The organism is Streptomyces sp. NPDC006339, from assembly GCF_040612775.1.
Classification (GTDB): domain Bacteria; phylum Actinomycetota; class Actinomycetes; order Streptomycetales; family Streptomycetaceae; genus Streptomyces.
Map to the genome: position 1 here is coordinate 39,215 of NZ_JBEXQW010000047.1, position 19,593 is coordinate 58,807.

The window sequence follows — 19,593 nt, forward strand, 5'->3', positions numbered from 1 at the left end:
GACCGTTTACGTCATGGCACCAGCGAACCGAACGCCGACGCGAGCCGCGCCGCCGAGGTCCCGAGACCGGTCGGCCCCCGGCGCGCGAGCGACGTCCCCGCTCCCATGTGGACGTCCCCCGGCCCGTAACGCCGTACGCCCCGGTGCCAGTTGAGGATGCCGGCGAGCCAGTCCTCCAACTCCCGCAGATACGCGCCGAACGCCGCCCGGCCCTCCGCGCCCAGGCCGAAGTCCTCGTACAGCAGCGGCACTTCGTGTCTCTTCACATGCTCGTACTGGCGCAGCCGGCCCCGCATCAGATCGTCGACCATCGCCACCGCCGTCGGATAGTCGCAGTCGAAGAACTTCTGCAGCACCAGGACGCCGTTGTGGATCTCTCCCTCGACCTCGATCTCCTTCTGGTACGAGAAGAGGTCGTTGAGCAGCGTCGCGTAGTCCATCACCGAGCCCTCCAGGGCCCGCACCGTGCCCGAGCGGAACAGCTCCGGCGGCAGGTCCCCGGAGTGCCGCAACCGGCACAGCGACATCGTCAGCTCCGAACCGAAGGTGCTCCGGCGCATCTCGATGTAGTCGACCGGATCGGGCACCCGGTGCTGCGCCTGGTTGTGCAGCTCCCACAGCCAGCTTTCGAGCATCGCGTCCAGCGCCGCGCGGAACTGGCCACGGGCCCCGTCGGCCATCGGACCGGCCGTCCGGGCCCACAGATCGGCGAGCGAGCGCTCCATCGGGTTCGCCGCGAGCGCCGCCCCGGCGGCCGGATCGTCCAGCGGCATACAGGACTTGAACCGCTCCGTCTGCTCCTTGGCGCCCGCCAGATTGCGCGGCCGGCCGAAGACGAGGGGGTAGTAGTCGTCCCCGTAGGTGCCCCAGGTCAGCCACTGGGCGCTGAGCACCAGCTCCTCCAGGGTGGCGTCCGGGTCGAGCCCCGCCGCGCACAGGGCCAGGTCGAAGCCCTCGGCCATCGGCCGGTCCCAGATGTCGTCGAGCAGCCCCATCTCCTCCGCCCAGTCCAGGGACCGGCGCCTCGCCTCCGCGTGGTGCGGGCTGAGCGTCAGCGGGTACGGCAGGTCGAACTCCGGCAGCAGCGACGGCCCCACCTTCTGGTGCGGCAGGTGCGTGAGGGCGCGCAGCCGGCTCGCGGCGGGACGGCCGAAGAGGTTCCGGATGTCCAGGGCCGAGGTGCCGATCACCCCGCCCGTGCGCGAAGGACCGCTCACCATGCCCTCGTTCATGTAGCGGCTGGAGCGCATGTGCCACTCGTGACCGCCCGACTGCCAGTCCTGAAGCCCCTTGGTGTACGCGGCGATGGCCGCGGCCTCCTCGGGGCCGAGCCCGTGCTCCAGGCACAGCGCGGGCACCTCGGTCAGCGCGGTGTTCTCGAACTGCTGGAGCCGGGAGGTCAGCAGGTCGTTGACGGCGTCGGCCGCCTGCTGCGTCGTACAGCCGAGGAACTTCTCCAGGACGAGGACGCCGTTGCTGTTCTCGCCCTCGTCCTCGACCTCCCGCTGGTACGAGAACAGGTCGTTGCGCAGATGGACCGCGTCGGAGAAGGCGTCCCGCAGCACGCGCAGCGGCCGTGCGTGCGCGACCCGTTCGGGCACCTCGGCACCCGCCGCGTACTCGACGAGCCCCGCCGACCAGGGGGCGCCGCCCACCTTGCGGCGCATCTCGATGTACTCGACCGGGTTGGCGATGCGCCCCTCGTTGATGTTGTCGAGCTCCCACAGCGACTCGTACAGCAGGTGCTCCGTCGCCTCGGCGAAGCGCACCCGCCAGGCCGCCGACATCGACGGCACGGTCCGCCGCCACAGATCCGCCAGACCCGCCTCCACCGGATTGGTCGGCTCCGGCATGCCCGCCGCCGGATCGGCGGGCATGAACAGCGGCAGCCGGTCGAGGTATGCCTTTCCGCCGGCCCGGTCCTGGGAGCGCTTGAAGATCTCCAGGAAGTGGTCGTCGAAGAAGAACACCCACGTGTACCAGTCGGTGACGAGGGAAAGGGCCTGCTCGTCGCAGTCCGGGTGGGTGTAGGAGCAGAGCAGCGCGTAGTCGTGGGACTGGAGGTCCTCCTCCTCCCAGATGCCGGAGCCCTCCAGCATGCCCATCTCTCGCGCCCAGTCCCGCGTGTGCGTGCGGGCCGCCTCCACATGGGGATTGAGCCGCGCCGGATACGGGACGTAGAAATCCGGCAGAACGAAGGGCTGAGCCATGCCAGAGGGGCCTTTCGGTGAGCGTGGACTGTCGTCCGGCCGAGCATTACCCCTCGACCCGCACGCCCACGCGAACACCGCAATAGTCATATGAGCGACAGGCGGTGTCGCACGGACCCCGATCCGGCGACACCCCCGTCCCGAGCGGCGGGTTTCGGACCCGCTTCCCCTCAGCCCTGCGAAACCCGCACGTCAGCGGCCTTCACAAAGGCCACCCGATGGCCGAACTGGATCTCGTAGTACTCCTCCTGGCCGCGTACGACCGTGTGACCCGAAGGATCGAACACCGGCGCGAAGTAGTACTCACCCGGGGTTAGGCCCCCCACCACATACCGCTGACCGGCGAGCAGCCGGTACGGCAGCGGGGACACCGACTGCACCGGAACCCCCGCCGGATAGGCCGACGCCTCCGGATACGCCCGCCCGTACACCGGCACCGACGCCAGACCCTCCCGCGGGGTCAGCACCCGACCGCGCGCGTTCACCGCCGTCGGCTCCTCCTTCGGATTGTGGAACCACGCCTTCTGCCCGAGATACCAGACCGCCGTCCACTCGCCCCGCCGCTCCGCCACGGCGTAGCTCTGCCCCGTGGACGCCCGCGCCCCCGTGTCATTGACCCCGGTCGTCGAATCCTGCCCGCCCGGCCGCAGACCGATGTCCTTCACCAGGGGCGCGTCGGCGCTCGGCGCGGTGTGCAGGCGCACCGCACCGCTCCCGTGCGGCGCGCACGCCTCCCCGGCCTTCACACATCCCGTGTACACCGGCCGGTGGGCGACGTAGTCCGGCCGGATCGTCACCACCCCGGCGTCCGGGCCCGCGCTCGGCGTGATCGGCCGGCCGAGCAGCCGGAAGTAGTGCGCCCAGTCCCAGTACGGCCCCGGGTCCGTGTGCATGGTCCTGATCGTCGAGGCGACCGTCCCCGGCACGTTGTCGTGACCCAGCACGTGCTGCCGGTCCAGCGGAATCCCGTACCGCTGCGCCAGATAGCGCACCAGACGCGCCGACGTCCGGTACATCGCCTCCGTGTACCAGGAGTCCGGCGAGGTCAGGAAGCCCTCGTGCTCCAGACCCACCGACTTGGCGTTCACGAACCAGTTGCCCGCGTGCCAGCCCACGTCCTTCAGCGGCACGTGCTGCGCGATGTGCCCGTCCGAGGACCGCAGCGAATAGTGCCAGGACACGTACGTCGGGTCCCGCACCAGCTTCAGCGTGGTGTCCCAGGTCGCCTCGGTGTCATGGATCACGATGTAGTCGATCGACTGCGACACCGGCCGGTCCGCCTTGTCGTGGTTGCCGTAGTCGCCGTCCCCGAACTCCTCGTACGGTGCCGGGATCCACTCGCACGCCACCGTCGGCGGGCACTCCACCGGCCCCTTCGCCGGCGCCCGCAGACCCAGCGCGGCCAGTTGCCCGGTGGCCGGCGCCACGCCCGGATCGGCCGGCAGGGTCACGAGCTGCCCGCTGTCCGTCCGGCGCGACTCACCGCTCCGGATCACGTCGAACACCTCGTCCGCGTACACCGCCGCCGTGCCGCTGTCCTCCGCACCCGAGTACCGCGCCACCGCGCCGTACCAGTCGGCCGGATCGGCGCTCGCCGGCAGCCCCGCCTCGCGCTGCGCCGCCGCGAGCAGCGCCGCACCGCCCTCGATGTTCGCCGCCGTACCGGTACGCAACTCCTCGGCCGACCGGCCCGACAGCGCCGCCGCCCGCTCCAGCGTCCGCAACCGCGCCGGCAGCGCGCCCGCCGCGGGCAGCGGCGCCTCGGCCCCCACCCGAGGGGCCCGCGCATCGTCCCCGCGCGCGTCCTCCTCGCCCTCCGAGTGGTGCGGCGCCTCGGCGAGCGCGCCCGCCGCGTCCGTCAGGTGCATCGGACCGTAGCCGCCCGTCACACTCGGCGCGCCGCCGTGGGCGTCCCAGCGCGACTGGAGGTACGACACGGCGAGCAGCACGCTCGGCGGAACACCGTGCCGCTCGGCCGCCGCCGCGAACTGCCCCTGGAGCGAGCCCGCCGCAGGCCCCTCGGCGGTGGCCGACGGCACACCGGCCACCAGAGGAAGGATCAGGAGGGCGGGCGCCACCCGTCTGAGCGAGAGGGAACGGAGCAAGGCAGCCTCCAGGCACGGATGGGGGGAGCGGGGGCGTGCGGAACCGAACCCGTACAGGGGTAGCCGCTTCCGGACCATCCGTCAATGACCCCTTCACCCCGACGATTTCGCACGTCAGAGCGGCTGGAGCGGAGTTTCGCGCGGGCGGTGCGCCCGCCTGCGGCGCGTCAGTGGAGTGGACCAATGGACCAGACCCGCGCGGGCGGCTTTCCTCTCCGAGCGGAACGAAGAAGCGCCGCGCTCCCGGTGTGTCGGCACCGGGCGCGCGGCGCCCACCCCCGTCTCGTGCCGGAACCGCTCAGCGCGTCCCGACCGCCGCGCGCACGGCCCGCCGTGCCATGGCGCAGTCGTCGTGCAGCCGCCGCAGCAGCAGCCGCTGTTCCTCACCGGGCGAGACCGCCCCGGCCGGCACCGGCACCGAACCCGCCGGCGGCGCCTCCTTGATCGTCCGCTGCACCGCCGTCTCGTACGTACGAATCTCCCGGGTCAGCACGATCATCAGGTTCACCAGGAACGCGTCCCGCGAGGCCGTGCCCGCCTGCTGCGCGAGCTGACTGATCTGGCGCCGCGCCAGCGGCGCGTCACCCAGCACCGCCCACAGCGTCGCCAGGTCGTAGCCCGGCAGATACCAGCCCGCATGCTCCCAGTCGACCAGCACCGGCCCGGCGGGCGACAGCAGCATGTTGGAGAGCAGGGCGTCACCGTGACAGAACTGCCCCATGCCCTGCCGGCCCCCCGCGTGCGCGAGCCCGTGCAGCAGCTTCTGCAGATCGTCCCGGTCCCGGTCGGTGAAGAGCCCCAGCTCGTGATAGCGGGCGATCCGCGCCCCGTAGTCGAGCGGCGCGTCGAACGTCCCGGCCGGCGGCCGCCAGGCGTTCAGCCGGGCGATCGCGCCGAGCGCGGCCCGCACGTCCGCCCGCGGAGGTGCCTCCACCGGGTGACGGGTCAACGCCGCCGCCCGCCCCGGCATCCGCTCGATGACCAGCGTGCAGTTCTCCGGGTCCGCGGCGATCAGCCGCGGCACGCGCACCGGGGGACGGTGCCGGACGAACGTGCGGTAGGACGCTATTTCGTGCCGGAACCGCTCGACCCACGCGGGGGAGTGGTCCAGTAAACACTTCGCGACCGCCGTCGTCCTTCCGGTCGTCCCGACGATCAGCACGGAACGTCCGCTGCGCCGCAACACCTGCACCGGGTTGAACTCCGGGCAGATCCGGTGGACGGACGCGATGGCCATGCGTAGCTGCGCCCCCTGGGGGCCGGACAGGTCGATCCTCCCGCTGGGCGGCTGGACGGTGCTCCCCGCCCAGCGCCTCGGCCGCGCCGCTGCCTGTGTCGGAACGGGGGCGAGGTAGGGTCCGGAACCGGCCGGAACGGTGCGGTGCAGCGGCCGGGGCGGGGCGGTCACGGAGGACGATGCTGTGTACATGGAGGTGACAGATCCCTTCGTGCGCCGACGATTTGCGTGCGTCGCCCCGCCCGCCCGACCGATCCGCACCCTGGGGAAAATGAGGGCCGGTCGACGGGGCGGGGTGGCGCGTTCCTACCTGACACCCGGGCGCGGGTGGCGGAACATCGGGCGCACCCTGGCGAACCCTGGCGAATAGTCGCCAGCCCTATGACAGGGGGTTAGTGTCAAGTCAGCCGAGAACCTGGGGGCTTAGACGTGACCGGACAGACCAACACCCGCCTGGCAGACCTTTTCGGCCTGGCCGGCTGGTCCAAGGGCGAACTCGCGAGACTCGTGAACCGGCAGGCGGCGGCCATGGGCCACCCCCAGTTGGCGACCGACACCTCGCGGGTGCGGCGCTGGATCGACATGGGGGAGACCCCGCGCGATCCCGTACCCCGGGTGTTGGCAGCGCTGTTCACCGAGCGACTCGGCCGTGTCGTGACCATCGAGGACCTCGGGTTCGTACGACACGGGCGCGCCGGCAAGCGGCGGGACGTCAGGAACGACGACAACCCTGACGGGCTGCCCTGGGCGCCCGAGCGTACGGCAGCGGTCCTCACCGAATTCACGGGAATGGACCTCATGCTCAACCGACGCGGCCTGGTGGGCGCGGGTGCCGCGCTTGCCGCCGGCTCCGTACTCACCAACGCCATGCACGACTGGCTCCACACCGACCCCGCACGCCCCGGCGCCGCCCCCCGCGCCGTCGATCCCCTCCACGCCGACCCCGCTGGGTACGACCGTTACGAGGCCGCCCCCATCGGGTCGGAGGAGATCGAGGCCCTGGAGCGCTCCGTCGAGGTGTTCCGCGCCTGGGACGCCTCCCGCGGCGGCGGCCTGCAGCGCAAGGCCGTGGTGGGCCAGCTCAACGAGGTGGGCGGCATGCTCGCCTACCACCACCCCGACCACCTCCAGCGGCGGCTGTGGGGCGTGGCCGCCAACCTGGCCGTACTGGCCGGCTGGATGTCCCACGACGTGGGCCTCGAACCCACCGCCCAGAAGTACTTCGTGATCGCCGCGCACGCGGCCCGCGAGGGCGGCGACCGGCCACGGGCCGGCGAGGCGCTCTCGCGCGCCGCCCGCCAGATGGTGCACCTCGGCCGGCCGGACGAGGCCCTCGACCTGATGAAGCTGGCCAGGTCCGGCGCGGGGGAGCGGCTGCTGCCCCGCACCCAGGCCATGTTCCACACCATCGAGGCGTGGGCGCAGGCGTCGATGGGCCGGGGCCAGGCGATGCGCCGCACCCTGGGCGAGGCCGAGGACCTGTTCGTCTCCGACCGGGGCGACGAGAAGCCGAGCTGGATGCAGAACTTCGACGAGGCCGACCTCCACGGCATGGAGGCGCTCGCCTACCGCACCCTCGCCGAACACGACCCGGCCGCCGCCGTCCCGGCGCAGCGGCACGCCAAGATGGCCCTGGAGCTGCGGCGCCACGGGCACGACCGCTCGAAGCTCTTCGACCACATCTCGCTCGCCTCGGCCTGCTTCATCGCCGACGACCCGGAACAGGCGGACCGTTACGCCCGGCTCGCCCTGGTCTCCATGGGCGACACGTCCTCGCACCGGACGTGGGACCGGCTGCGCGAGATGTACCGGCTGACCGGGCAGTACGCGGGCTACAGCAAGATCGAGGACCTGCGCGAGGAGATCGAGATCGCGCTCCCGAAGGCGCCCGCGAACCGTCCGAGGGCCGGAGAGGCATGAAGGGTGTGAGGGGTGTGAAGGGCGTGAGGGGTGTGAAGGGCGTGAGGGGTGTGAGAGGCGTAGGAGGCGCAACAGGCGTCAGGCGCGTCCCCGGTGGGGCGGAGGGCGCCGAGAGGCGCGGCCGCCCGTCGGCTCCTGATGCCTGTACGGCGCCACGGCGGTGATCCGCAGGAGGAGGGACCCGTGTCCGGGCAGGGGGACGGGACCACCGGTCGAGCCGGGCTCGCACCGCACGGCCCGCTCCCGGACGGGTGGCCCCCCTAGCCTTCGAAGCCCCCGACCCGCACCACCATCAGGCAGGCGTCGTCCTCGCGCGGCCCCTCGCCGAACTCCTCCACCACCGCCCGGACACAGTCCTGCGCGTCGCGCGCGGCGGCCAGCCGCGGGGCGAGGGCCAGCAGGCGCTCCGTACCGCCGTCGTCCATGCCGTCACCGGTCCGGGTCAGCCCGTCGGTGTGCAGCAGGAGCAGGTCGCCGGGGAGCAGTCGGGTCTCGGCCTCCTCGTACGCCGCGCCGGTCGTCGCCCCGAGGAGGACTCCTTCCGGCCGGGCGAGCGCCCGCCCCGTCCCGCCGCGGAAGAGCAGCGGGGCGGGGTGGCCGGCCTGGGACCAGGACAGGATCTGGGTGGCCGGATCGTAGCGGCAGCACATCGCGCTGCCAAGGGCGGGCTGTACGGAGGTCTCCAGGAGCTGGTTGAGGTGGCCCATCAGGGCACCCGGCCGGATCCCGGCCACCGCCATGCCGCGCAGCGCGCCCAGCAGCATCGCCATCGAGGAGGTCGCCGCGACGCCGTGCCCGGTCAGGTCGCCGACGGTGAGCAGCGCGTCCCCGTCCGGGAGCGCCAGCGCGTCGTACCAGTCACCGCCGATCAGACCGGTGCTCGCCGCCGGCAGATAGTGCCCGGCCACGTCGAGCGGGGCGGCACCGTCGTGGGCGAAGCGGAGCGAGCCGCGCCAGGGCGGCAGCACGGCCTCCTGGAGCTCGACGGCGACCCGGCGCTCGGTGTGCTCGATCTGCTGGTGGCGCTGGAGGCTGTCCCGGCTCTCGCGGACCGCGCGCTCGCTGCGGCGCAGCTCGCTGACATCACGTAAGACGGCCCACATGGACGCCGTGCAGCCGTCGGAGTCGAGGACCGGCTCGCCGGTCATGTGCACCGTGCGGACCCGCCCGTCGGTGCGGACGATCCGGAACTCGCCGTCGATCGGCTTCCCGTCGATCAGGCAGTCCGTCACCATCGCCTGGAGAATCGGCTGGTCCTCGGCGAACACCATCGACGGCAGCTCGTCGAGCGACATCGGACCGCTCTCCCGTGGCCGGCCGAAGATCTGGAACAGCTCCTCGGACCAGTGCACGGCGTCGGTGAGCAGGTCCCACTCGGCGCTGCCGACCCGGGAGAGCAGCGAACCGGTGAGGGGAGGAGCGGACTCGGACCGGGCGTAGGCCGCGGCGGAGTCCTGATACGCCGCATCCTCATACGGCGAGTCCTGATACGCCGAGTCCGTCTCGTCCTCGTACGGCGGGGCGTCCGGGTGGTCACCGGGGAGACCGGCCTTGAGTTGGCCCAGTTGGGCGCGAAGGTCGTCGAGTTGATGCACGGCCAGATCGCACAGGGCGCGCTGCCACCGACCCTGCGGGTCGTCCTCGTCCGTGACGGCGTCCCGGAGCACCGCGTCCACGTCGCCGCGCAGACGGCGCGTCTGCGAGATGAGTGCGTCCACCGCGCCGGGCTCGGGCGGTTGGGCGGGACGGTCCGCGAAGAGAGGGGACGGCATGTCGTACTCCGATGCAGGCGACGTGGCGCGGCCAAGTCTGGAAAGTGAAGCCCGAGTACGACTTTGGCACAGCCGATGGCAGCTCGTAAGCCGTTTGGCAACACTCGATACGGTGGTGCTTCTGGCATATGTCAAAGGCCCACATGGGGACCGGTAGACATTCGGCCACGCGGCCACGGGTTACGGTGCTGCTGTGGTGAGCGACGAGGTGAACTCAATGGGTACGGCGGTACTGCTGGCCGCGGCGCCGGCCGGACGGGGACGGGCCATGGACGCGGCGTCGGTGCTGCCCGCGCTCGCGGCGGTGCCGGCCGGAGCGCTCGCCGGTACGGACATGGCGACGGTCGTCGAACTGGCGGACCCGCTCGACCCGCAGGCCGTCCTCACCCGGCTCCGCTCGGCCGCGGCGGCCCCCGGCCCCCTGGCCCTGTACCTCGCGGGCCAGCTCCAGCTCGACCGGCGCCAGCGACTGCCGCACCTCGCGCTCGCCCGCAGCACGCCGACGACCCTGCGCTATACGGGACTTCCCTGGCACTGGCTCGCCGCGGAGCTCGCCCCGCGCCGGCCCGGCACGACCACGGTCGTCGCCGACCTCGCGGTCGACCCGGAGATCTGGCAGCGCCTCGCCGCCACCCCGGACGCGCTCGCCTTGGGCCCCGCCGTCCCGCTCTTCGCCCGCGTCACCCCGTTCCCTCGCCGGGGAGCCCTCACCACCCCCGACTACCTCCGCCACTTCGCCACCCTCTGGCGCACCGGCGCACGCCCCCCGTTCGCCGCCCTCCACGCGGAGGCGGCCGCAGCGGCGGCCCTGACGACCCCCCAGACGGAGACGATCTTCCTCTCCCCACCCGCTTCCCCCCAGCCCCAGCCCCTGCCCGCAGCCCCGCCCGTCCAGGCCGCCCCCGTCGCCCTCCTGGAGTCCCCGCCCACCCACCGCCTGCGCGCCGCCGGCCCGACCCGCCCTCCTGCCGGCGCGCCGATTCCGGCGCCCGGGGTCCCTGCGCTCCCGTCCGGGCACGATGGCTTGTTGCCGCAGGGCCCGACCTCGCCCGCGGTCGGCGTGATGGCGGCGGAACCGGAACGCTTGCGGCCTGCCGAGGCCGTCGACGACACCGTCGGTGTGCCGGCGCCGTCCAAGGAAGGCGCGTCGAAGGCACGCGCCGGCGCCCCGGGCGACAGCCTCGGCGAGCCGCCGCCGTCTGTTCCTTCCGGGGATGGGCGTGTCGCCGCCGTTGTCGGGGCAGCGGGTCTCGGGTCCGCAGCCGTCGCAGAGCTCGCGCCCCCGCAGCCGGCGGCCCCGTCGGGCGGGCGCGACGGCGTGCCGTTCGAGGTCTCCGCGGCTGCCGCGCGGCCGGGTGGAGCTGGGGCGGGTGAGCGTGCTGGCGGGGCGGTCCCGACGGCCGGTCGGGCTGCGTCTGTTGCCGGGCCGGCGGGTGAGGTTGAGACCGGTGAGCCCGTGTCTGTTGCCGGGCCGGAGCGGGTTCGGTCTGCCGCCGGGCGGCCGGGTGCGGTCGAGGCCGGTGAGCCTGGCGCCGAGGCCGTCCCGACGGCCGGTCGGCCTGTGTCCGCCGCCGGGCCGGGTGCTGACGTGGGACTCGTACCGGTAGGCCCGGTGTCGGCGGCTGGTGCTGAGAGTGCGGGGCCGCAGCCCGACGCGGCTGTGCGTACGTCGGGGGAGGCCAGCCCCCCGGCGGCCGAGGTGAGTGGCGGCGGCTCGCAGGCTGCCGAGGCCCCTCCGGCCGCGCCTGCGCCCGACCCCCGCGAGGTGCCGGTCGTGCCGGGTGCGGGAACCCGCAAGGTGTCGGTCGTGCCTGCGACCGGACAACGTGACGTGCCGGTCGTGCCTGGCGCCGGACCCCGCGAGGTGGTCGAGGCCGACGCGCCCCTGACCGAGCCGCCCAGCGGTCGCGACGGGACCGCGCCAGCCGGTGGCGTGCCCTCCGCGTCCCGCCCGGCGCCGGCAGACACAGGTACGTCCGACTCCCGGCCCGCGCCGTCAGGCGCCGTCGGCTTGCCGGGGGCCGCGCCCGGACCGTTGGACGGCGGGACGCCGGAGTCCGGGCCCTCGGGCCCGGGCCTGGCCGCGTCCCGCCCCGCGCCGTCGGGCACGGGCAGCGGTGCCGACGTGTCCGGGGCGGCGTCAGTGCCGTCGGGGACGGGCACAGCCGAACCCCGGCCCGCCCCGTCAAGCACCGGAACCGGCAATGGAGTTGCCGCGCCTCCACCCGCCCCCGCCCCCGCCTCCGCCCCCGTGACCGTGCCGCCGCGCCCCACCCACGCCCCCGGCGTGCCGGGGCCCGGTGGGGGTGTGGATCCGCATCCGGCGATTCTGGAGGCGGCGATGGCCGGGCGGCACGGGGAGGCGGCGGCGATGGCGGCCGCTTGGGAGAGTGACGCGTTGCGGCGGTACGGGCCCCGGTCGAGCGAGGCCGTGCACTGGGTCGAGGTGCGGGCGGATCTCGCGCGGCTCGCCGGGGAGCCGGCGCGGAGCTGCGAGCTGTGGATCGCCGCCGCGCAGGCCCGGCTCGGGATGCGGCAGGGCCCGGACGAACCGGACGTGGAGGGCGCGGTGGACCGGGCCCACCACCAGTGGGAGCAGATCCGGGACCCGGCCAGGGCCCGCGCCCTCGGGCCCGCGCTCGTCGAGCTGCGCCGCGCCGTGCCCGGCCGCCGTGCCGGCGCGCTCGCCGCGCTCCAGCGGAGACTGGGCTGATGGGCTCCCTCGCCACCGCCCAGCGCTCGCTCCGCGACCCCGCCGTGCGCCACCCCCTGTGGCCCCCGCTCACCGCGGGCGACCCCGTCACGTCCACCGACGCCGTCGCGTACCCGCTGGACGTCGATTACGCCTACGACCGCGTCCCGGACGACCTGTTCGGCCGCCCCGCCGCCCACGGTCTGGAACGCTGGGCGCCCCTGCTCCCGCCGCTCGCCGCGCCCGGACTCGGCGAGGGCGACACGCCGTTGGTGCGGCTCGCCGACGGGGTCTGGATCAAGGACGAGTCCCGCAACCCGACGTGGAGCCACAAGGACCGCCTCAACCGGGTCACCGTGAGCGCCGCCGTGGCGTCCGGCGCGCGCGGGATCGTCGTGTCGTCCTCGGGCAACCACGGCGCGTCGGCCGCCGCGTACGCCGCCCGCGCCGGGCTGCCCTGCGTCGTCTTCACGTCCCCCCTCGCACCCCCGGCCGTCGCCTCCCATGTGCGGGCCTACGGGGCGACCGTGCTGACCGTTCCCCAGGAGTCCGTCCGGCCGTTCATGCGGCGGATCGTCGACGAGCTCGGCTACCAGCCGGTCAGCAGCGTGACCGACACCGCGCACACCGGCCACCCGTTCGGACCCGAGGGGTACAAGACGATTGCGTACGAGATCGCCCTCGCCCTCGGGCGCGCCCCGGCCGCCGTCCATGTGCCCACGGGCTACGGCGAGTTGCTGTACGGCGTGGCCAAGGGCTTCCTGGAGATGGCCAGGCTCGGCGTCACCGACTCCGTCCCGCGCGTGTACGCGGCCGAGCCGGCCGCTGCGGGCGCGCTCACCGAGGCCATGCGCTCCGGAGCCGACACGGCGCGGGTGCCGGTCGGGCCCACCGCCGCGTACGCCATCGACTGCGAGATCAGCGGGTACCGGGGCGTCGTCGCGCTGCGCGAGACGGGCGGTACGGCTCGTACCGTGACGGACGGTCAGATGGCGGAGGCGCAGGCCGAGTTGGCGGCGCAGGGACTGTGGTGCGAGCTGTCGTCCGCGGCCGGGCTCGCGAGCCTGCGCGCCCACGGTCCGGCCGACGAGGACGGGCCGGTCGTCTGCGTGGTCACGTCCAGCGGCTACAAGGACACGGCCACGGCCCGCGCCACCCACGCGCCCATGGACCTGGAGTGGGCGGAGGTCAAGGCCCTGCTGACCGGGCCCCTCGCGCCCGAGCTCAGGTCATGTTGAATTGGCGATCTCGGCCAGCGCGGACGTGGCGATCAGGGCCTGGACGACGACGGCCGGTCCGGCGGGGTTGCGGAACAGATGGCGCGGACCGCGTACGGAGGCCGGCCTACGAGGCGGACTCCGCCGCGGCCTGGGCCTGCTCGTACGACTCCGTCACGTCGTCCGACAGCTTCACCACCTGAAGCCCGAAGCGGTAGGAGCCGATGGCCTGCGCGACGGGGATGAAGAGGAGGCTGAAGTGCTCCTGGCCGCGGGCCGTGGCGATGCCGCCCAGGTCGAGGACCGAGTCCGGGGACCAGCCCAGGTCGTGGAGGAGACGGCGGACGGTGTCCTTGGCCGTCGGGTCGTCGCCGGAGAGGAAGACGGTGCTGGGGCCCTCCAGGGACTCGGGGGCGATCATGACGAGGCGGTCGAGGGTGCAGAGGGACTTCACGACCCGGGTGTCGGGGAAGGCGCGCTGGAGTTCCTCACCGAGGCTTTCGCCGGGGTGGGAGAGACCGCCGTCGTCGGTGAAGCCGACGGCGACGTCGAGCAGCACCTTGCCCGCGAGGGCCGGTGCGCCGAGGGAGGTGAGCAGGTCGAGGGAGGCCGTGCCGGGGGTGGCGTTGACCACGACGTCGGCGGACGCGACCGCCGCCTGTGTCGACACGACCGGCACGTTCCCGCCGCGTGCCGCCGTCTCGTCCGGCTTGCGCGAGCCGAGGACCACCTCATGTCCCGCCGCGCTCCACGCGCCGCCAAGTGCGCGACCGACATTGCCTGTTCCGAGGATTCCGATTCTCATGGGCCCGACGCTACGGCGGACCGTTCCCCCTCACCTCCGCCCGGGGGCGGGAGGCCCGTACACCGTCGGTCGTACGTCCGGTCGTAGGTCCCGGGCCCGGGACGGCCTCGGACCACCTGACATCATCGGCGTATGGCCCCGACGACGCCCGGCACCGACCCGACCACCCCCGGCGCCGCCCCCTCCGCACCCTCGGCGCCGCTCCTCACCGACCGGCTCGTGCTCCGCCCCGTACGCGGCGGGGACATCCCGGCGGTGACGCGGCTGTGGACCGACCCGGACGTACGGCGTCATCTCGGCGGCCCGGTCGTCGAGTCCGTCATCCGCATCCGGCAGCGGCGGATCGTCGGCGCGCCCGGCGTCCACGCCGTCGAACGGGCCTCCGACGGCGTGCTGCTCGGCCTGGTCACCGTGGAGAAGGCGGCGCGGAACGGGGAGACGGAGGTCTCCTACCAGTTCCTGCCCGAACACTGGGGGCGGGGCTACGCGCGCGAGGCGGTCGCCGCGGCCGTGGAGCGGGCCCTGGAGGAGGTGCCGGTGGTCGTCGCGGTCACCCAGGAGGCGAACGTCCGCTCGCGCCGGCTTCTGGAGGCCGTCGGCATGGGCCATGCGGAGTCCTTCGTGGAGTGGGACGCCCACCAGGTGCTCTACCGGCGGCAGCGCCGCCGCGCCGACTGACGGCCGGGAGGCGGTACCCGACTCCGGACCCGGAACCGGCCCCTCCGACCAGGCAGGCCCCGGGACCCCGTACGTCCAACCGGCCCCGGCCCGCCCCCCGTTCAGTCCTTCCGCTCGCCCTCGGCGAGTGCCGCGACCGCCCGTTCGAGGCGGGCCTGCCGGGTCTTCGCCGTGCGGGCCTGCCACAGGCTCAGGATGATCAGGTAGCGGTCGGTCTTCCCCAGCGCCTCGAAGGCGGAGGCCGCCCGCGGATCCGCCGCCAGCGCGGCGGCGAGGTCGTCCGGTACGGTCGCGTCCCGCTGCGAGGGATACGCCTGCTCCCAGCGCCCGTCCGCCTGCGCCGCCCGTACCTCGGCCAGCCCCGGCTCCCGCATCCGGCCCGCCGCGAGGAGCGCCTCGACCTGGCGGACGTTGACCTGCGACCACAGGCTGCGGGGCCGGCGCGGGGTGATCTTCTGCACGTAGGAGCGCTCGTCGCGGGCCTTGCGCTTGCCGGTGATCCAGCCGAAGGCGAGTGTGGCGTCGAGGATCTCGTCCGCGCTGGGGGAGGGGAGGTCGGAGCCGCGACGGCCGAGCAGCAGCCAGATGCCCGGCGTGTCACCGTGGTGCTCCTCCAGCCACGCCTCCAACTCCTGGCCGTCCGCGAACGCCATGACCGCGAGTCCCTCGATCGTCTCCACCCGGCACATCCTCCCCGACCGTCCCACCGTTCCCTGGATCACCCTAGGGCCTGAGGCGGCCGTGGAGTTGAGGAGCGACGGGTGGGCCGGGTGCGACGGGCGGGCCCGGTGGCGGGACCGCCGGGCGGATCAGAGGCGGGCGTGGGTCGTGATGTCCGATTCGAACTGCTCGATCAGCGCGGGCGTCACGGTCGGCCGGCACTGGCCGATCGCGTCGAGGTAGTCCGCGGTGGTCGCACCGGGCGCGGCCCCGGGCCCCTCCGCGGCGCGGCCGCCGACCGCGACCAGGTCCCGTTCGAAGGAGTTCTGGGCGGCGATCCGCGCCGCGTGCTCGATGTCGGCCGGGGTGAACAGATCGCTCGCCGCGACGAGCGCGTCCACGTCGACGTCCGGCCGGGCGTCGGTGTAGCGCGACCAGATCGCGGCCCGGGCGCCCTTGTCCGGCGTACCGATGGGGATGAGGTAGTCGAAGCGGCCCGGGCGCAGGAAGGCGGGGTCGAGGGAGCGGATGGAGTTGGTGGCGCAGACGAGGAGCCGTTCGTCCCGCTCCCGGAACCGGGGGATGAGCTTGAGCAGTTCGTTGGTCACGCCGTGCATGCCGCCCGGCTGCACCGGTTCGGCCCGTACGGGCGCGATCTCCTCGACCTCGTCGATGAAGACGAGCACCCGCTCGAGCTCGGCGATCCGTGCGAACGCGGAGCGCAGCGCCGCCGCCAGGTTGCCGCCGTCGGCGAGGCGGGACGGCAGGATCTCGACGAACGGCCAGCCGAGCCGCGAGGCGATGGCCCGGGCGAACGTCGTCTTGCCGGTGCCGGGCGGCCCGAACAGGCCGATGGCGCGCGGCGGGCGCACCCCGTGCCGTGCGGCGCGCTCGGGCTCGGCCAGCGGAAGGACGACACGCCGTTCGATCAGGTCCTTCTCCCGTTCCATGCCGGCCACCTTGGCCCACAGGTCGGTGGGCAGGACCCGTCCGCCGAGGTCGTCGAGGAGGCCGGCGGCCGGGCCGTGCAGCGGCTCGACCTTCTCGAAGTAGGCGACCGCGGGCTGCCGGGTGTATCCGGCGTTGAGCAGTCCTTCGCCGAGGAGTTCCTCCTCGGGCAGCACATAGGCGATCCGGGCGACCCGCGCGGCGACCAGCCGCCGTTCCAGTTCCACCAGGAGGGCGCTCGCGAGGCCACGGCCGCGCCATGCCGACGAGATCGCGATCCGCATCACCCAGGCCCGCTCGCCGGCGACGCAGGCGAGCGCGGCGCCGATGGGCGCGCCCTGGTGGACGGCGACGACGGCCGGCTGCCGGGAGGTGAGGGCGCCGATGCACTCGGCGAGCGAGAAGACCGACTCCTGGCCGAGTCCGGCCGTGGTGTCGATCAGATGGACGACCGCGGCGAGATCGCTCTCGCGGTAGTCGTGGATGAGCCAGTTCACCGGTGTACCGCCCCTCGTTCGTGCTGTCGCGCTCCGTTTCGGCGAGGCTAGGCGGGGCGACGGGGGCGGGTCGTGTGCCGCCCTGCACAAGCGGGGGCCGGCGATTGTGCCGTACCGGCTCTGTACGGGAGCCCCCGGCCCCGGCCCTTGCCCCGGACTGGGCCGGGCACGCCGAGGACGCGGGGGATGCCGGGGACGCGGGGGATGCCGGGGACGCGGAAAGCCCCCGGAAGGCGGACCTTCCGGGGGCTTCCCGCGTGTGCCGGTGCGCTGCCGGCCGACCGTCAGTAGGCCGGGGCGAGCTTCGGGTTCGGGCCGTGGGCGTTCTGCTGGGCCTCACCGTCGCTGGCGAGGAACACCAGCAGGATGATGCCGCCGACGAGCGGCACCAGGGAGATGAGGATCCACCAGCCGGAGCGGCCGGTGTCGTGCAGACGCCGGACGGTGACGCCCAGGCTCGGCAGGAAGGTGGCCAGCGCGTAGATGCCGTACAGCAGCGGGTAGGTGCTGATGGCCTGGTCGATGACGGCCACAATGATCAGCGCGATGACGTTGAACAGCGTGTACATCCAGTATTCCTTGCGGCGCGCGCGACCGCTGAATACGGCGTACTTCTTGAGAACGTCGAGGTACCAGTTCACTTCGTCCCCCCAAGGACTGGGTTGTGAGTGGGAGCCTGTCCCTGTGGAGCAAGGCTTACGCAGAACTTATGTGGCTGAAACGGCGTGGGTCAATTCGTTACCTGGCAGTGGCCGTTCACAGACCTTGGCGGGACGAAAGTGAACGGCGTCGCCTCCTCGTGCGAGGGGGCGACGCCGTTCCTGAGGGGATCGGAGAGGACGGGAGAGGATCAGACCGCTATGTCCTTCTCCTGCTCTTGCTGATGAGGAGTCCGCCGGCCACCAGGGCGAGCAGACAGACGCAGGCGCCGGTGATGACATTGCTGAGGATCGCGCCGGTACCGGCGTCCCGGGAGACCACCCACGGGGAGACGATCAGCCACGCACCGAGCAGCAGGACCACGAAGTTCAGGTCCTGTGACCGCTCCGGAGCCATCGACATGCACAGTCCGAGGGCCGCGATGGTGACGCCGACGATCAGGTTGCTGATCGCGAGTTCCGGCTTCGCGGCGGAGAAGTGGACCGTCCATGCGGAGACGGCGGCGTAGATTCCGCCGAGGATCACCAGTTCCTCGACCGCCGCCACACCTCGGGTCTGGAGCATGCGGGCATAACGGTCCCGCATTTCTCCGGCGTCGGGGTGTCCCCTGATATCACCGGGACGGTGAGAGACGTCGGCCATGTGACTCGCCTCCTTCTGGCGTCTAGCGTGTCTGACCGCGCTCGCGGCATCGATACCGCGGTTTCATTGTGCTCTTATCTGGCCTTTATGTGTAGATGTGTCCGATAGGGGATCCATACAGAAAACCCCTTCGGGATATGCACGGAATCGCCAAATCCACCGTGGGTTCAACAAAAGTTCAGTGTGATCGATCAGGCGCGGGCGTACGGGCGGGTCATGATCTCCATGTTGTGCCCCGACGGATCGTCGAAGTAGGCGCCGCGGCCACCGAAGAGCCGGTTGATCCTCCCCGGCTCGGTGTGGCTCGGATCCGCGTAGTACGTCACGCGCATCCGCTCCAGGCGGTCGATCATCACGTCGAACTCCTCGTCGGGAACGAGGAACGCGTAGTGGGTGGGGGTGAAGGAGGCGTCCTCGGCGTCGTAGTAGTCGAGGGTGACGCCGTTGCCGGTGTCCACCGGCAGGAAGGGCCCGAAGGGGGCACCGACGGCCAGGCCGAGCACCTCGGCCAGGAACTCGGCGGAGACCCGCTTGTCACGGGAGTAGACGACGGTGTGGTTGAGCTCGACGGCCACGGGGGGTCCTTTCGCGGGGCAGGCGCTGATGTCTTCCGGCTTCCCGTCCGCACGACGGCGGTACGGGGGCGGACGACCGCGGCGGACCCCGCGCCCGGCGACCCGGGGCGCTCACGCCACGGCCGGGCGCCTCTCTCGATCACGGCCCACGGCCGACCCGGCAGTCATACGGTCAAGCTAACCCGTGCCGATCTTCTTCGGCAACGCGGTTTACGGTCGGTGGGGGGAGGTGCGGGGCGGGCCCCGCGGCGTAGCCTGGAAGTGGACTCGGGGGTCGCACGTTCCACCGCCGGGAGGCGGACGACGATGGCCGCAATCGTTTCCAGGAGTTTCGACTCGGCAGACGAGACCCGCCCCTTCGAGGGCGGCAAGGGCAGGCTGGACCTGCTCAACACGGACAAAGGACAGGTCGGAAAGGCCGTGTTCGAACCCGGCTGGCGGTGGACCGAGCACGTGAAGCCCATCGCCGGCACCGACAGTTGCCAGGCGCACCACGTCGGATACGTCGTCAGCGGCCGGCTGCACGTCGTCATGGACGGCGGCGGCGAGGAGGGCGAGATCGGACCCGGCGACTTCTACGAGGTCCAGCCGGGGCACGACGCCTGGGTGGTCGGCGACGAACCGTGCGAACTGCTGGACTGGGTGGGCTTCGGCGACTACGCCGTACGCTCCGGATCCTGACCGCACGGACCGACTCGGTGCCGGTCCCGAAACAATCCGCGGCCGCCGGTCCTGGCCACCGGCACGATGCCCGCATGACCCTTCCGGACTCTCCCTGCTCGCCTGGTGCGACACGCCGCCGAGGTCGAGCGCGGCTGGTTCCGCAACGTGATCGACGGCGAGGACAGCCGTAGCCCTTGGAGCCCGCCCGGCGAAGGCCCTGGTGCTGGTCGCGGACCGATATCGGCTCCATGTGTGCGTCGGGCGTGGCGGCATGGGCGAGGTGTGGCGGGCGACCGACGAGGTGCTCGGCCG

Annotated in this window: 15 protein-coding genes and 1 pseudogene; 6 read left to right on the forward strand and 10 right to left on the reverse strand. The window is 72.9% G+C overall.

Annotated elements, in window-relative coordinates:
- Positions 1-11: 11 nt before the first annotated feature.
- The 3 genes from ABZ135_RS30540 to ABZ135_RS30550 all read right to left on the reverse strand — a co-directional run bounded on the left by ABZ135_RS30540 (position 12) and on the right by ABZ135_RS30550 (position 5,744).
- Positions 12-2,210 (reverse strand): terpene synthase family protein, encoded by a 2,199-nt coding sequence (locus ABZ135_RS30540; protein WP_356700194.1) that lies wholly within the window; start codon positions 2,208-2,210, stop codon positions 12-14.
- Positions 2,211-2,380: 170 nt separating this feature from the next.
- Positions 2,381-4,315, reverse strand: coding sequence for a peptidoglycan recognition family protein (locus tag ABZ135_RS30545; RefSeq protein WP_356700196.1), 1,935 nt, complete (start codon positions 4,313-4,315; stop codon positions 2,381-2,383).
- A gap of 298 nt (positions 4,316-4,613) precedes the next feature.
- Positions 4,614-5,744, reverse strand: a complete 1,131-nt coding sequence (locus tag ABZ135_RS30550; RefSeq protein WP_356700197.1) for an aminoglycoside phosphotransferase family protein — start codon at positions 5,742-5,744, stop codon at positions 4,614-4,616.
- Between the two features lie 237 nt (positions 5,745-5,981).
- On the opposite strand from ABZ135_RS30550, the gene ABZ135_RS30555 reads away from it, so the two are divergent.
- A complete protein-coding gene (locus ABZ135_RS30555; protein ID WP_356700199.1) occupies positions 5,982-7,472 on the forward strand; it encodes a hypothetical protein in 1,491 nt (496 codons plus the stop codon).
- Positions 7,473-7,732: 260 nt separating this feature from the next.
- Here the strand turns inward: ABZ135_RS30555 and ABZ135_RS30560 are convergent, their stop codons facing one another.
- Entirely contained in the window at positions 7,733-9,244 is a 1,512-nt protein-coding gene (locus ABZ135_RS30560; protein WP_356700201.1) for a SpoIIE family protein phosphatase, read from the reverse strand.
- A 217-nt stretch (positions 9,245-9,461) separates the two neighbouring features.
- On the opposite strand from ABZ135_RS30560, the gene ABZ135_RS30565 reads away from it, so the two are divergent.
- Together ABZ135_RS30565 and ABZ135_RS30570 are read left to right on the forward strand one after the other, a co-directional pair.
- Positions 9,462-11,957, forward strand: a complete 2,496-nt coding sequence (locus ABZ135_RS30565; RefSeq protein WP_356700203.1) for a hypothetical protein — start codon at positions 9,462-9,464, stop codon at positions 11,955-11,957.
- On the forward strand, positions 11,957-13,174 hold the full coding sequence (locus ABZ135_RS30570) for a pyridoxal-phosphate dependent enzyme (RefSeq protein ID WP_356700205.1): 1,218 nt from the start codon (positions 11,957-11,959) through the stop codon (positions 13,172-13,174). Before ABZ135_RS30565 ends, ABZ135_RS30570 begins: the two co-directional genes overlap by 1 nt.
- Positions 13,175-13,280: 106 nt before the next feature.
- Here the strand turns inward: ABZ135_RS30570 and ABZ135_RS30575 are convergent, their stop codons facing one another.
- Positions 13,281-13,958 carry an NAD(P)-binding domain-containing protein gene (locus tag ABZ135_RS30575; protein WP_356700207.1) on the reverse strand — a complete coding sequence of 226 codons (678 nt, stop codon included), beginning with the start codon at positions 13,956-13,958 and terminating at the stop codon, positions 13,281-13,283.
- 132 nt (positions 13,959-14,090) lie between these two features.
- On the opposite strand from ABZ135_RS30575, the gene ABZ135_RS30580 reads away from it, so the two are divergent.
- A complete protein-coding gene (locus ABZ135_RS30580; protein WP_356700209.1) occupies positions 14,091-14,636 on the forward strand; it encodes a GNAT family N-acetyltransferase in 546 nt (181 codons plus the stop codon).
- Between the two features lie 101 nt (positions 14,637-14,737).
- Here ABZ135_RS30580 and ABZ135_RS30585 read toward each other — a convergent pair whose 3' ends face one another.
- The 5 genes from ABZ135_RS30585 to ABZ135_RS30605 all read right to left on the reverse strand — a co-directional run bounded on the left by ABZ135_RS30585 (position 14,738) and on the right by ABZ135_RS30605 (position 18,618).
- Positions 14,738-15,289, reverse strand: a complete 552-nt coding sequence (locus tag ABZ135_RS30585) for a YdeI/OmpD-associated family protein (protein ID WP_356700223.1) — start codon at positions 15,287-15,289, stop codon at positions 14,738-14,740.
- A 156-nt stretch (positions 15,290-15,445) separates the two neighbouring features.
- Complete coding sequence (locus tag ABZ135_RS30590) at positions 15,446-16,741, reverse strand: bifunctional GNAT family N-acetyltransferase/ATP-binding protein (protein ID WP_356700211.1); 1,296 nt, start codon at positions 16,739-16,741, stop codon at positions 15,446-15,448.
- A 284-nt stretch (positions 16,742-17,025) separates the two neighbouring features.
- Positions 17,026-17,382 (reverse strand): DUF805 domain-containing protein, encoded by a 357-nt coding sequence (locus ABZ135_RS30595; protein ID WP_356700213.1) that lies wholly within the window; start codon positions 17,380-17,382, stop codon positions 17,026-17,028.
- Positions 17,383-17,599: 217 nt separating this feature from the next.
- Positions 17,600-17,965, reverse strand: a complete 366-nt coding sequence (locus tag ABZ135_RS30600) for an SPW repeat protein (protein ID WP_356700215.1) — start codon at positions 17,963-17,965, stop codon at positions 17,600-17,602.
- A 269-nt stretch (positions 17,966-18,234) separates the two neighbouring features.
- Positions 18,235-18,618, reverse strand: coding sequence for a VOC family protein (locus ABZ135_RS30605; RefSeq protein ID WP_356700217.1), 384 nt, complete (start codon positions 18,616-18,618; stop codon positions 18,235-18,237).
- A gap of 306 nt (positions 18,619-18,924) precedes the next feature.
- On the opposite strand from ABZ135_RS30605, the gene ABZ135_RS30610 reads away from it, so the two are divergent.
- Entirely contained in the window at positions 18,925-19,299 is a 375-nt protein-coding gene (locus ABZ135_RS30610) for a cupin domain-containing protein (protein ID WP_356700219.1), read from the forward strand.
- A 79-nt stretch (positions 19,300-19,378) separates the two neighbouring features.
- Positions 19,379-19,464: pseudogene (locus tag ABZ135_RS30615) on the forward strand (DUF664 domain-containing protein); the annotation flags it as partial.
- Positions 19,465-19,593 lie beyond the last annotated feature (129 nt).

What these genes read in the sequence shown, in the direction of transcription:
- ABZ135_RS30540 (WP_356700194.1), bottom strand. Translation starts at nt 2,210, where the DNA reads ATGGCTCAGCCCTTCGTTCTGCCGGATTTCTACGTCCCGTATCCGGCG.
- ABZ135_RS30600 (WP_356700215.1), bottom strand. Translation starts at nt 17,965, where the DNA reads ATGCTCCAGACCCGAGGTGTGGCGGCGGTCGAGGAACTGGTGATCCTC.
- ABZ135_RS30550 (WP_356700197.1), bottom strand. Translation starts at nt 5,744, where the DNA reads ATGTACACAGCATCGTCCTCCGTGACCGCCCCGCCCCGGCCGCTGCAC.
- ABZ135_RS30575 (WP_356700207.1), bottom strand. Translation starts at nt 13,958, where the DNA reads ATGAGAATCGGAATCCTCGGAACAGGCAATGTCGGTCGCGCACTTGGC.
- ABZ135_RS30585 (WP_356700223.1), bottom strand. Translation starts at nt 15,289, where the DNA reads ATGGCGTTCGCGGACGGCCAGGAGTTGGAGGCGTGGCTGGAGGAGCAC.
- ABZ135_RS30560 (WP_356700201.1), bottom strand. Translation starts at nt 9,244, where the DNA reads ATGCCGTCCCCTCTCTTCGCGGACCGTCCCGCCCAACCGCCCGAGCCC.
- ABZ135_RS30570 (WP_356700205.1), top strand. Translation starts at nt 11,957, where the DNA reads ATGGGCTCCCTCGCCACCGCCCAGCGCTCGCTCCGCGACCCCGCCGTG.
- ABZ135_RS30565 (WP_356700203.1), top strand. Translation starts at nt 9,462, where the DNA reads ATGGGTACGGCGGTACTGCTGGCCGCGGCGCCGGCCGGACGGGGACGG.
- ABZ135_RS30580 (WP_356700209.1), top strand. Translation starts at nt 14,091, where the DNA reads ATGGCCCCGACGACGCCCGGCACCGACCCGACCACCCCCGGCGCCGCC.
- ABZ135_RS30610 (WP_356700219.1), top strand. Translation starts at nt 18,925, where the DNA reads ATGGCCGCAATCGTTTCCAGGAGTTTCGACTCGGCAGACGAGACCCGC.